Source organism: Mesorhizobium sp. 43Arga, assembly GCF_053714255.1.
This window is the reverse complement of record NZ_JBSKBO010000002.1, coordinates 1,049,197-1,061,533: the sequence shown is the minus strand read 5'-3', so window position 1 is coordinate 1,061,533 and position 12,337 is coordinate 1,049,197. Positions and strand designations below refer to the sequence as shown.

The 12,337-nt window shown below is 64.2% G+C and carries 12 protein-coding genes; 6 read left to right on the top strand and 6 right to left on the bottom strand.

What is annotated here, in order from left to right:
- Window positions 1–4 precede the first annotated feature (4 nt).
- Complete coding sequence (locus ACWGS8_RS11710; protein WP_454581066.1) at window positions 5–280, top strand: hypothetical protein; 276 nt, start codon at window positions 5–7, stop codon at window positions 278–280.
- An 80-nt stretch (window positions 281–360) separates the two neighbouring features.
- Here ACWGS8_RS11710 and ACWGS8_RS11705 read toward each other — a convergent pair whose 3' ends face one another.
- Window positions 361–1,458 (bottom strand): CaiB/BaiF CoA transferase family protein, encoded by a 1,098-nt coding sequence (locus ACWGS8_RS11705; protein WP_454581065.1) that lies wholly within the window; start codon window positions 1,456–1,458, stop codon window positions 361–363.
- 105 nt (window positions 1,459–1,563) lie between these two features.
- On the opposite strand from ACWGS8_RS11705, the gene ACWGS8_RS11700 reads away from it, so the two are divergent.
- The 3 genes from ACWGS8_RS11700 (at window position 1,564) to ACWGS8_RS11690 (ending at window position 3,948) form a co-directional block, all read left to right on the top strand.
- Window positions 1,564–2,586: an LLM class flavin-dependent oxidoreductase gene (locus tag ACWGS8_RS11700; RefSeq protein ID WP_454581064.1), complete on the top strand. Its 1,023-nt coding sequence runs from the start codon at window positions 1,564–1,566 to the stop codon at window positions 2,584–2,586.
- 53 nt (window positions 2,587–2,639) lie between these two features.
- Window positions 2,640–3,287 carry a ThuA domain-containing protein gene (locus ACWGS8_RS11695; RefSeq protein WP_454581063.1) on the top strand — a complete coding sequence of 216 codons (648 nt, stop codon included), beginning with the start codon at window positions 2,640–2,642 and terminating at the stop codon, window positions 3,285–3,287.
- A 97-nt stretch (window positions 3,288–3,384) separates the two neighbouring features.
- Window positions 3,385–3,948 (top strand): CatB-related O-acetyltransferase, encoded by a 564-nt coding sequence (locus ACWGS8_RS11690; protein ID WP_454581062.1) that lies wholly within the window; start codon window positions 3,385–3,387, stop codon window positions 3,946–3,948.
- Between the two features lie 64 nt (window positions 3,949–4,012).
- Here ACWGS8_RS11690 and ACWGS8_RS11685 read toward each other — a convergent pair whose 3' ends face one another.
- Window positions 4,013–6,031 carry an amidase gene (locus ACWGS8_RS11685; RefSeq protein ID WP_454581061.1) on the bottom strand — a complete coding sequence of 673 codons (2,019 nt, stop codon included), beginning with the start codon at window positions 6,029–6,031 and terminating at the stop codon, window positions 4,013–4,015.
- A gap of 489 nt (window positions 6,032–6,520) precedes the next feature.
- Here ACWGS8_RS11685 and ACWGS8_RS11680 point away from each other — a divergent pair, with 489 nt between their 5' ends.
- The gene (locus ACWGS8_RS11680; RefSeq protein WP_454581060.1) at window positions 6,521–6,769 is read left to right on the top strand and encodes a hypothetical protein; all 249 of its coding nucleotides are present in this window, start codon (window positions 6,521–6,523) and stop codon (window positions 6,767–6,769) included.
- 61 nt (window positions 6,770–6,830) lie between these two features.
- On the opposite strand, the gene ACWGS8_RS11675 is transcribed toward ACWGS8_RS11680, so the two are convergent.
- The 3 genes from ACWGS8_RS11675 to ACWGS8_RS11665 all read right to left on the bottom strand — a co-directional run bounded on the left by ACWGS8_RS11675 (window position 6,831) and on the right by ACWGS8_RS11665 (window position 9,925).
- Complete coding sequence (locus tag ACWGS8_RS11675; protein WP_454581276.1) at window positions 6,831–8,057, bottom strand: alpha-D-ribose 1-methylphosphonate 5-triphosphate diphosphatase; 1,227 nt, start codon at window positions 8,055–8,057, stop codon at window positions 6,831–6,833.
- Window positions 8,058–8,264: 207 nt separating this feature from the next.
- On the bottom strand, window positions 8,265–9,149 hold the full coding sequence (locus ACWGS8_RS11670; RefSeq protein WP_454581059.1) for a PfkB family carbohydrate kinase: 885 nt from the start codon (window positions 9,147–9,149) through the stop codon (window positions 8,265–8,267).
- Between the two features lie 185 nt (window positions 9,150–9,334).
- Window positions 9,335–9,925: a dihydrofolate reductase family protein gene (locus ACWGS8_RS11665; RefSeq protein WP_454581058.1), complete on the bottom strand. Its 591-nt coding sequence runs from the start codon at window positions 9,923–9,925 to the stop codon at window positions 9,335–9,337.
- A gap of 134 nt (window positions 9,926–10,059) precedes the next feature.
- Between ACWGS8_RS11665 and ACWGS8_RS11660 the strand changes: the two genes are divergently transcribed.
- Entirely contained in the window at window positions 10,060–11,070 is a 1,011-nt protein-coding gene (locus tag ACWGS8_RS11660) for a sigma-70 family RNA polymerase sigma factor (RefSeq protein ID WP_454581057.1), read from the top strand.
- 133 nt (window positions 11,071–11,203) lie between these two features.
- On the opposite strand, the gene ACWGS8_RS11655 is transcribed toward ACWGS8_RS11660, so the two are convergent.
- On the bottom strand, window positions 11,204–12,238 hold the full coding sequence (locus tag ACWGS8_RS11655) for a class I SAM-dependent methyltransferase (protein WP_454581056.1): 1,035 nt from the start codon (window positions 12,236–12,238) through the stop codon (window positions 11,204–11,206).
- Between the last annotated feature and the right edge of the window lie 99 nt (window positions 12,239–12,337).

The window sequence follows — 12,337 nt, the reverse complement described above, 5'->3', positions numbered from 1 at the left end:
GCCGATGACGACGAAACAGTTTGCGATCTGCGCTCTTGCCGTGGCGATAGCCTGTGGCATGTCTACGTCGGCATTCGCCGGGTCCAGGCATCGCCATCACCAGGCCGAGCCGGAACGCTACGTTCCCGCCGATGACGATCTCCTCGGCTTCCTGTTCGGCGGTCCGCGCTACTACGACCAGCAACTGGTCACGACGGCGGCGGGCGCCTGTTCCTATCACCGGGTGGGGCCGGATGCGAACGCGTTGAACAAGATCAACGATCATCATTGCGGGAAATAGGTGGGCCGCGCGGCGGTCAGCTCAAGCCAGTCGGCCCCGGAAGCCAATGCTAAATTTCAGCAGCCTGAAACCGGGCGATTTCAATGGTTTGTATCTGGATCCGCCAGTTCCGCGCGAATCTCGCCGCCATGTTCGTCGCGCGCGGGACCTTTCGCCGGCGTCTTTTGCGCCCATCCGGAAAAGCGCGGAGCAGCGGCTGCCTGCAGGATGCCGTCCACCGCCAGCCAAGAGCCGCGCGCGGCCATGTGCGGATGCCGTGCTGCTTCCCATGGATCGAGTACCGGGGTGACGCAGGCGTCTGACCCTTCGAACAGGCTGGTCCATTCACCCCGCGGTTTGGCGGCAAAGATAGCCGCCAGCCGGCTGCCCAACCCCGGCCAGAGATCGCGGTCGAATTGCCTGGCGAATTGCGGGTCGGCGGCGAGGCCGAGCCGGTCGAGAAACAGCGCATAGAATTTCGGCTCGATACACTGGACGCTGATGAAACCGCCGTCAGCGGTGCGATAAACGCGGCACCAATGCGGTCCGTCGAGAAGGCTTTGGCCGCGCTCGGCGACGAGCCCGCCGGACTGGCCGAGCACCATCAGCAGGTTCATCATGTGGGCCGAGCCGTCGACGATGGCCGCGTCGACCACTGTGCCTTGGCCGCTGGCACGCGCGCTCATGATGGCGGCCAGCATGCCGATCACCAGATAGAGCGCGCCGCCGCCTATGTCGCCGGTGAGCGTCGGCGGCGCCATGGGCGGCTCGCCCGGCAAGGAGGCGTACCAGAGCGCGCCCGACACGCCGGCATAGTTCAGGTCGTGCCCGGCGGTGCGGGCGAGGGGGCCATCCTGGCCCCAGCCGGTCATACGGCCATAGACCAGCTTTGGATTGACCGCCAGGCAGGCATCGGGGCCGAGGCCGAGGCGCTCCATGACGCCGGGACGGAACCCCTCGATCAGCCCGTCGGCGGTGGCGATGAGGCGCATCAGCACTGCGACATCTCCGGCATCCCGCAGATCGAGCGCGATGGAGCGCTTGCCGCGATCGAGCAGCGAGCGTTCGGGCAGGCCGGGCATAGGCGCCTGCTTGCGGTGGACGACGATGACATCGGCGCCGAGATCGGCGAGCAGCATGCCGGCGAAGGGCGCCGGCCCGAGCGCCTCGATCTCGACGATTCGCGTCCCCTTCAGCATTCCACCCTCCACGGCGTTCAAACCCAGAGTATGGCGCAAGGTGACGGTGTGTAACCCCGCTGTTTTGGCATTGAAGCATGTGCCGCCCGCATATACTTCAGGGCCATGAAAAAAATCGGTTTCCTGTCATTCGGGCACTGGACGCCCTCGTCGCAATCGCAGGTACGTTCGGCTTCCGACGCGCTGCTGCAATCCATCGATCTCGCCGTCGCGGCCGAGCAGCTCGGCGCCGACGGCGCCTATTTCCGCGTGCATCATTTCGCCCGCCAGCTCGCCTCGCCGTTCCCGCTACTTGCGGCGGTGGGCGCCAAGACCAGCCGCATCGAGATCGGCACGGCGGTCATCGATATGCGCTATGAGAATCCGCTCTACATGGCCGAGGATGCGGGGGCTGCCGACATCATCGCCGGTGGCCGGCTGCAGCTTGGCATCAGCCGTGGCTCGCCCGAACAGGTGATCGATGGCTGGCGTTATTTCGGCTACCAGCCGCAGGACGGCAAAAGCGACGCCGACATGGCGCGGCATCACGCCGAGGTTTTTCTCGACACGCTGCGCGGCGAAGGCTTCGCGCAGCCCAATCCACGGCCGATGTTCCCCAACCCGCCCGGGCTGCTCAGGCTCGAGCCGCATTCGGAAGGCCTGCGCGAGCGTATCTGGTGGGGTGCGGCCACCAACGCCACCTCGGAATGGGCGGCCAAGCTCGGCATGAATCTGCAGAGTTCGACGCTGAAGTTCGACGAGAGCGGCAAGCCCTTCCACATCCAGCAGGCCGAGCAGATCCGGATCTATCGCGAGGCGTGGAAAGCGGCCGGGCACGAGCGCGAGCCGCGCGTCTCGGTCAGCCGCAGCATCTTCGCGCTGGTCGACGACCGCGACCGCGCCTATTTCGGCCGCGGCAACGAGAGCCGCGACCAGATCGGCTTCATCGAGGAGAATACGCGGGCGATCTTTGGCCGCAGCTACGCCGCCGAGCCGGACGTGCTGATCAAGGAGCTGGCACAGGACGAGGCGATCGCCGAGGCCGACACCCTGCTGCTCACCGTGCCCAATCAGCTCGGCGTCGACTACAACGCCCATGTCATCGAGGCGATCCTGACCCATGTCGCGCCGGCCCTGGGCTGGCGCTGACGGCCGCGCCATGTAACCATCGATCGCGGCGGGCGATTCAGGAGGTTCACGGCATGGCGAAGAAGGCTTTGATTGCCTGGGGTGGCTGGGAAGGCCACACGCCGGAACGCAGTGCCAACGTCGTTCGCGGACTGCTTCAGCGCAATGGGTTTGATGTCACGCTGGGCCAGGGCACGGCGATGTTCGCCGATCCGGAACTGCCTTCCTTCGATCTCATCGTACCTGCCATCACCATGTCGACGATCGAAAAGGCCGAGCTGCAGAACCTGACTGCCGCGGTTCGCGAGGGAACAGGCCTCGGCGGCTTCCACGGCACGATGGGCGACAGTTTCCGCAACGAGCCCGACTACCAGTTCATGACCGGCGGCCAATGGGTCGCGCACCCCGGCAACATCATCGATTATCGTGTGGTGATCACACAGCCCGACGACCCGATCACCAAAGGCGTCGGTGATTTCGCCTACCGGTCGGAGCAGTATTACATGCATGTCGACCCGAGCAACGAGGTGCTGGCGACCACCACTTTCAGCGACGCGCATTTTCCGGGCATCGATGGCGTCGTCATGCCGGTGGTCTGGAAACGCAGATATGGCGCGGGAAAGGTTTTCTACAGTTCGCTTGGGCACACGGCGGACGAGTTCGCGGTGCCGGAAATGGCGTTGATTGTGGAGCGTGGTCTGCTGTGGGCGGCGCGGGGGTAGCGGTAACGGTGGCGCTCTACGGCGCCACCTTCCGTGACGGCCGGTCAAGACCAACCATGGCTTAGAAAAAATGGGATTTGCAAGAAAACTTCGAACCATGCTCGGCCTTCGACGCGCGCCAAAGCCGGAAAAGATGCCGCAGCATGCATCGATTGGGCGAAGAACGCTCTTCTACACAAAGCCAAGCAATATCTATGGCTGTGACGAGACCTCACCGCTTGAGATAGGAGCGTTCTGCTCCATAGCGGAGGAGACGCTGTTCCTTTGCCGCGCCAATCATCCGACGCACTTTGTCTCGACTTTCCCATTTGAAGTTCACATGACGAATTCGGTCGCGGCCTACGATGATCTGGTGGTCAACGGACCGACAAAAATCGGCAACGACGTCTGGATTGGACGACGCGCAATCATCCTGCCGGGAATAAATATTGGAGACGGTGCCGTTGTCGGAGCCGGCTCGATCGTCACCAAGGATGTCGCACCCTATTCGGTCGTCGCGGGAAATCCCGCCAGGCTCATCCGGAACAGGTTTACGGATGACCAGATCGCGAGTTTGCTCGCTATTCGCTGGTGGGAGTGGAGCGACGAGAGGATCAAAGCCGAACTGCCGGCGTTCTTTGGATCGATTGACGCCTTCATCGCCGCCAACCGTGCATCATAGCCCAGCGGCGTCAATCCAGAACTCATGGAACTGCTTTCCGCTTGTGCCGAACGGCACCATGCCCTCACCCGATCCCGCCCGTGACGCGATAGGCGCCGGCGGTGCGGCCATCCTCCAGCCGCACCACCGCCGTCACGATCGAGCCATAGGAGCCGCGCCAGACGCTATGGAGGCGCTGATGCTCGGCGCCCGCCACGAGTGCACGCCCGCTGAAGCGCGCGCCGGCTCGCTGCATCGCGACGGGCTCTCCGTTGACATGGACTTTGACGCTGGCGTTTTGCGCCTCGGCTAGCAGGTCGAGCGTGATGGCGATCTCGTCCTGATCTCCGGAACTGCCCATCTCGGTGGCGAGCGCGATGGCAAGCGGCGGCGCCGCGCTGCCGCCAGCCTTGGCGCTCCGCCCTGAAAACACATCATCGGCCAGTTCCGGCGTGCGTGGCGGGCTTGTGCGGCGCTGGGTGGCGCGTTCGTAATCGCCGGCCATGCGCAGCAGATTTGCGTCGTCATAGGCCTTGCCGGCGAAGGTGAGGCCGACCGGCATGCCGATGTCGGCCATCGTGCCCATCGGCACGGTGACGGTCGGAATGCCGAAATGGCGCCAGACCAGATTGCCGTTGGCGACCCAGGTGCCGTTGCGCCAGGCGAGCGCGGCCGACGCCTCGTCGATGTCGGCGTCGGCCGGGCCGACATCGGCGGCGGCTGGCAGCACCACGGCGTCGATGCCTTGCGCGTCGAGCCAGTCCTCGAAATCGATCCGCCGTGTCGCTTCCAGCCCTTTCAGGCCCTCTTCAAGCGTCGGAATATCCCTGAAGGGCGTGACGCCGGATTTGGCGCGCTCGACATATTCCGCCAGGTCGAAGCCACCCTCGTAGCGATCAGGCAATGTACCCGGCGGCTGCGGGAAGATTTTCGGGCCGTCGACCGAGGCGAGGTCGGGCAGGGCCGGATCGGCATTGGCGCGCAGGAAATCGTCCCAGCCCCAGATGCAGAGATCCCAGATTTCGCGGTCGGCGAAATCCGGCGGCACCAGCCCGCGCTCGACCATGGTGCGGGCGCCGGGACGGTCGCGCTCGTAGTTGGAGACGACGGGAAAACCGACCTCCACCACCTCGGCGCCAAGCTGCTTGAGATCGGCCGCGGCTTGTTCCCATAGCGCCCGCACCGAGGCGCGGGTTTCGATTGGCCGGTCGGCCTCGCTGTCGCGGCCGATATACATTTTCGGCACGCCGAGCCGCATGCCTTTCAGCGAGCCCTCAAGCATCAGGTCGGTATAGCGCTGCGGCCGCACTTGAGAACTCTTCGGCAGCGCGACCCAGGGCTGTGCGCGCCAGAAATCGCCGCGCGTCTGCGGGTCGTCGGCGACGATCACGTCGAGCAGTTCCAACATGTCGGGCACGCTGCGTGTGTGTGGCACCACGACATCCATGGTCGGCACCAATGGCCAGTTGCCGCGCACGGAAATGACGCAGCGCGACGGGGTGTAGGCGACCAGCGCGTTGTTGGTGGCTGGCGCCCGGCCGGACGACCAGGTCTCCTCGCCGAGACCGAAGGCGCAGAAGCTGGCGGCCGTTGCGGTGCCCGAACCATTCGATGAGCCCGACGCGAATGCTGCGGTCAGGTAATCGGCATTGTAGGGGCTTTCGGCGCGGCCATAGACGCCGCGCTGCATGCCGCCATTGGCCATTGGCGGCATGTTGGTAAGACCGATCAGTACGGCGCCGCCGGCGCGCAGCCGGGCGATGGTGAAGGCGTCCTCATTGGCGATGAGATGCTCGAAGGCCGGCGAGCCGGCGGCGACCGTCAGGCCTTTGACCTTGTAGCTGTCCTTGGCGGTGTAGGGGATGCCGTCGAGTGGCCCGAGCAAGGCATTGTTGCACCGCCGCCGGTCGGAAGCGGCGGCCTCCTCGAACATGGCGGGATTGAGCACGGGGACTGCGTTGAGGCCGATGCCATGCCGGTCGAAATGCGCGATGCGCCTGAGATATGCCGCGACCAGTTCGACGCTGGTGACCGTGCCGTCATCGAGCGCGCGGCGCAGTTGGTCGATCGTCGCTTCGACGAGATGAAGTCTGGCATCGGTCATCGCTGGTTCCAGGCTGTTGTCTGTACGCCATGGATGAGCGAGGCCGCCGGCTTCGGCAAGGGCCAGCGGTCAATCTTTGTCGGGACGCGTTATTCCTGCCGACACCTTGCCGGCAGGCATGGCGCGCGATCGGCGGTTTCACCATGGCAAAAAGATTTCCACCCTCATGCAACCCCTAATGGGTGCGTGCGTTACAGGGCTCCCGGGGGAGGTTTGCATTGAACCGTTTTGGGATCCTGGACGAGCCGAGAGGCGCGTGCTTCATTTTCGACAGATTTACGGAATTGCCGGCTCGGCAGGGGGCGGGGCTCTCATCGGGCTCCGTCGGCACGAAGTGCCGTCGGACCGGTTTGAGATGGAGCAAGCGGCAATCACTGGGCGCTGCCGTCGCTGTCGTCGCCGGGCAACTGTCGGATAAATAATGGAGATCGGACATATCAAAACGGCTTGCAAGCGCAAGCTAAAGCTCGCAGAAGTTGTGCAAAAAGCATGCCGTTCGAGAAGACTTATACCGTCATCCAGCATGAAGGGGGAATCATGCCTGACCAGAATGCCCTGATCCGCGCGGCTATCGGACGGCTGCTTTCCGAGAAAACCGGAGTTGCGGTGATTTCCATGAAAGAGAGTATCACCGAGTTGCTGGCAAGGACCGGAGCGACGCTAGCCATCGAAACCCTGCAGGACATACTGCTGGAAATGGCCGAGGTGCGCGGCATGACTGTCGTGCTCGATGTCTAGGGCAGTTCACCGTTTCCCGGAAACGGCGAGCTGCTCCAACTCAATTTCGGAGGGGAAAGCGCTACGCGCTTTCCCGGGCGGCATCGGGTAGCCGTTCAGCCGCGACCGGGCCGAGGCGTTCTGCCTTGCCCGCTGGTGCAAGCGTGCCATCACCGTAGATCATGCGGCCGGCGCGGAAGGTGGCGCGGACGCGTGGCACGGGATGGCGGTCGGCCACCACGAAATCGGCCAGAAGACCGGGCTCGATGGCGCCGCGATCGGTGAGTCCCAGGGCGTTGGCCGGGTTGGCGCTTGTCAGCGCCGCCGCCGCCGCGAGGCCATCGCCCCGCAGCTCCGCCAGGCCGAGCACGGCCGGCAGGATGGAGGCCGGATGGTAGTCGCTGGCCAGCATGTCGAGCAGCCCGGCCTGATAGGCCTGCCGGGCGGAAAGATTGCCGGAATAGGACTCGCCGCGCAGCGCGTTGGGCGCGCCCATGGCGGAATGCATGCCGAGCCTGCGGGCTTCCTGCGCCGCCTCCAGGGTCACCGGGAATTCCGAGAGCGCGGCACCCAGGCCACGCACCAGCTCCACCTTTTCCGGCGTGTCGTCGTCATGCGAGGCGAGCACGACGCCGGCGGCCCGGGCACGCGCCGACAGGTCCTGCAGGGCGTTCAGCACATCGCCCTGGCCGTTGCGGCCCGCCATGCGCTTGCCGACGACCTCGGAGGCCGCGGCAACCGACATGCCGCGCTCCTTGGCGATGCGGGCGATGTAGAGCTCGACGTCGCGGTACTGTCCCTGTCCGGGCGTGTGATCCATCAGCGAGATCAAATGCAGCCTGCCGGCGTCCATCAGCTTCTGCAGTCTGGGAATCGCAGGGGTGAAGGTCACTTCGAAGCGGGCGTGGATGCGGTGGTCGACCAACAAGTGGTCCTTCATCCCGGCAATGGTATCGATGATTTCCTTGGTATGGCCTTCCGAGCGCAGCACGCCGCTGGTGACGCTGGCGCCGATAAAGGAAAGCGCTGCATAGGCCGTGGTGATGCCGCAGGAGGCGAGCTTCTTGTCGAGCTCGGCAATGCCGATCCGCATCGGCACGTGGACGCCGATGCGCGGCTCGACTTCCCTCTCCACCATGTCGCCATGCATGTCGATGAAGCCGGGCAGCAGCAGGCGGCCGCCACCCTGGATATCGGCATGGTCGACAGGCCTGTCGCGGATTTCGGCGATCCGGCCGTCTTCGATCCTGACGGCGCCGTTCTGGATGACGCGGTCGCGCAGGACAATTTCGAATTCACTCAGCCACATGTCATGTCTCTCAGGATGGATTTCGCGATCGACAAGATCGGCGACATCATCGGGATGGCGGAAGACCGGGATCATGGAGGATGCGCCGGCTTGCCGACGCCTCGATCACGATCTCTCCAGGACATGGCTTCTAGTTCACTCGAATGTCGGTTTCCATTTGATTTTTATGACATTTCCATGAAAGCCGGCCCTGCCGGAGCCCCTGATTCAGCCGGTGCGTGATCGTTCCGACAGCCATTCGGCGGTTTGCCGGCTGGCCTGTTCGGCGGAAAACTCAGGGGTCAGCCCCTGCAGCAGGCCGTGCAGGAAGATCCCGGTGAAACAGTCGCCTGCGCCGATCGTGTCGGGCACGCTAACCTGCTTCAGCGGCATGACGTGATTGAGCGCCTTGCCGTCATAGAGCGAGATCGGCCGCATTCCATCGGTCAGCACCAGCGTCCCCAGGCGAGGCCCGGCAATCCCTGATGCCCGATCCCAGATCCCCCGTATGTCCTCGCCGGGAAAGTCGGCGCGCGATCCGATGACGATGTCGGCCGGGCGGTGCGATGGGCTGCGCAACGGAAACTGCGAGATGACAAGCGGGATCGTTCGCAGCGAGGCAACCAGGCCGTCGTCGAGCACCAGGGCGTTGAGATAGGCGGCGTCGCCGCTGACGGGCTCGGGTGCGGCGAAGGGAGGGCGCAGTTGGCCGCTGGTGTTCAAAATGGTGCGCTCGCCGTTTGGCTCGAGCAGGATTTCCGTGAACCGGGTTTCGCCGGCCCACACGGTGACGTAGCCGGTATCGATGCCGCTCGCCTGCAACGTGGCGAGTGCTGCCCGGCCATAGTCGTCGTCCATCAGGTTGCTGATCAGCCGGACATGGTTGCCGAGCTTCGCCAACTGCGTGCCGGTGTGGAAGCCGCCGCCGCCAAGCCTGACAACACGCTCGGAATAGGTGATGCGCGAGCCCGAGACGAGGGGCGCTGACAGCGACCAGACCTGGTCGTGATTGACGTGGCCGACAACGATGACGGTGCTCATGATCCCTTGCTTTCCGTTCCTGCCGCCCAGGCCAGGCGCCAGTGCGTCGACGATGAAGCGCTGCGCGAGCACGCTCCCGCCGCACTATGACCGGTCGGAGTCACCGTCGACAATCGCTGCTTTGTCCGGCGCTCCGGCGTTGGCGCGGACGAAAACACCGTCCACGCCATGGCCCTGCGCTGTCCCTGCGCATTCCGTGAAAACGGGAGACACTGCTTCTACACCGGCGAACGCGACTTCGTCGCCGTCTACCGCCGTCATCCCTGCACGAATTCGTAGGCGTGGGACACCAGGCCGTCGCCGATCTTTCGCGTATTGACCAGGTGCAGCGGTTTCTTGTTGCTGGTCTCGCCGAAGAGACGCTGGCCGGTTCCCAGCACGACCGGGAAGACCGTCAGCCGCAGTTCATCGGCCAGGTTATGTTCTATCAGTGTGTGCACCAGCTGATAGCTGGCATAGACCAGGATTTCCCCGTCCACTTTCCGCTTCAACTCCGAAACCTCCTTTGCCGCATCGCCGTTGAGGACCGTGGTGCTGCCCCACTGAGGATGATCGAGTGTCGAGGACACGACGTATTTGGGGATGCCGTTCATTCTGGCCGCCCACTTGCTGCCCACGCGGACGTCCATAAAGGGCGTCCGGGACGCGAACCACTCGAAGCTGCGCCTGCCCAGCAGCAGCGCCTCGGCACCCAGCACTTCCTCCGTCTCGTTGGCGGTCCAGTCTTCGATGTCCTTGGCCCCCGCGGACTGGCGGAACCAGCCGCCCAGTTCGAAGCCTTCCTGGCCGTCCGGATCCTGGACCACTCCATCGAGTGTGGCATTTGTGCTGATGACGATCTTTCCCATTTCCGTGCTCCTTTGACGATATTGTCGCAGAAGTAGACGCCGCGGCATCGCAAAAGGGGGCGCTCGGCGACCGCTCCTTTTGCGCCCTGGCCGGCGTCAATACAGTATGGAACCGCACACAAGGAGGCGTGGAGTTGGCGAGAACGGACCTGATGTCGAGGGCGCGGAGCGGCGACGGCGAGGCATTCCGGGCGTTGACAGAGCCGCACCGTCGCGAGCTACAGGTGCACTGCTACCGGATGCTCGGATCGTTTCAGGACGCCGAGGACGCTCTCCAGGACACGATGCTCGCCGCCTGGAGAGGTCTCGAACGTTTCGACGGGCGCGCCTCGCTTCGCACCTGGCTCTACCGCATCGCCACCAACCGCTGCCTCGACGTGCTGCGCTCTGCGCGCCGACGTCCGGCAAAGCAGTGGGACATCCCGGGAATCCAGCCGCCGGAACCCACCGGACTCGGCGAAATTCCCTGGCTCGAGCCCTATCCCGACGCCCTTCTGGACGGTGCGATCAGCGTGCCACTCGGTCCGGAGGCGCGCTACGAGCAAACCGAATCCATTTCCCTGGCCTTTGTGACCGCCCTGCAGATCTTGCCGCCGCGCCAGCTCGCTGTCCTCATCCTGCGCGACGTCCTCGGATTCCACACGGACGAAGTCGCCGACATGCTGGACACTTCAGTTGAATCTGTCAAAAGCGCGCTCAAACGCGCCCGTGCGGGAATGCAGCGCCGACTGACGGTAACCACTGTCCGAGAGCCGCCGCCGGCCGGCAACTCACCTGCCGAGGACGCGATCGTGGCGAAGTTCGTCAGCGCCTACGAATCCGCCGACATCGACGCGTTGGTGGCGCTGTTGACCGGCGACGTCTTCTTGTCGATGCCGCCGGTGCCGCTGGAATACCAGGGTCGAGACATTGTGGGCCACTTCTTCGCCCCCATTTTCGGCTCGGGACAGAGATACGAACTGGTGCCGACGCGAGCCAATTGTCAGCCGGCATTCGGCGTCTACAGGCACACACCCACAGGCATCCACGGATCCGGCCTCTTCGTCCTCGCTCTCGCCGGCGACCAAATCGGCGCCATGACCGCCTTCGAAAAGACGGTCCTGCCCATATTCGGCCTGCCGCAATCCCTCCCGGGTGCAGGGTAGATCGCCTTCAGCCTGACCGCAGAGCCGCTCTGGGTTCTAAGAGCTCCTATGAGGCGCGAAACGGCCAGGGGACGACGGTCACCATTGGACCAGATACAGCCGACAATTCACGCGGGGTGCAAGCGCGAACCGCCTATCCCCGCTTTTCAATCACCGCGTACAGAACATTGCGGTTCTCACCAAAATACACCTTTGCCTCGACGGCGTTGCGGTCGACGCTGGCGTTGACGATATTCCACATGTCGACCTCCGAGCGCAGCAGCAGCACCCAGTCCATGAACGTCTCGCGGTAGCCGGCGTCGGGGGTGCCCTCGGCGTAGTTGGCGAACAGGAATGTGCCGTTCGGCTTCAGCATCTGCAGGCAGGTCTTGGTGAGTTTCACGGCGACATTGTGCTGGAGGTAGTCGTAGAGGCCCGAGGCGTAGATGAGATCGAACTTGCCGAGCTTGTGGCCCCTGGTCAGCACGGTCCGCACGGAGCCGTCGACGGCCTCGACCGCGGTGCCCTGGAAGTCGCGTGCGATCAGCCCGACGCTCTGCGGATCCTGGTCGAGCGCGACCCAGCGCTTGAGACGGCCCTCGGCCAGAGCGACGGAGCGGTTGGCTTCGCGCAGGTGGCCGGCGGCGATGGCGAGCACCTCGGTTTCGGGGCCGTTCTTGGCCGCGGTCTCATCGACATAGCGGGTCAGGAGATCGCGCCGTTCGCGTGCCGCCACGCATGACGGAACGTTCTGGGTATGGCTGTAAAGCGCCTTGCCGATCTCGGAAGCGCTCGCCACGCTCTCGGCCACGTGCGGGTCGCAATAGATGTAGTCGAGCAACTGCGCGTCGCCGGAATAGCCCCTGGGCTTGGTGAAGGACCAGTGAGTCAGCGGATCCTGGAGAAAATACTCCAGGATCGGGTGGTTCTGCGCCACCGGTATCAGGGCCTGCCAGACGTCGGGATGCACCTTGGCCCGCAGCGCGCTGAGCAGCGACAACAGCCGGCGAACGATCTCGGCGGCATATTTTTGCTGCTCGATCTGCTGCTGAGTCGCGTGGAGGATGAGTGCCAGTTCCGCACGGGCGGTTTCGAACTCTTCGCCATGATGCTCGAGCTTACCCCGGGGCAGACTGCCGGCGATAATCTCGGCGGTAATCAGGCTTTGCCCATCAAACACGGTTTGCACACCAGGACTCCTTGGTTAACAGTCAGTTAACTTATTGCGTAGAATGCTCCCTTTGCCAACGGCACCTCGGAGGCATTTTATTGTTATGATTAATTTCCC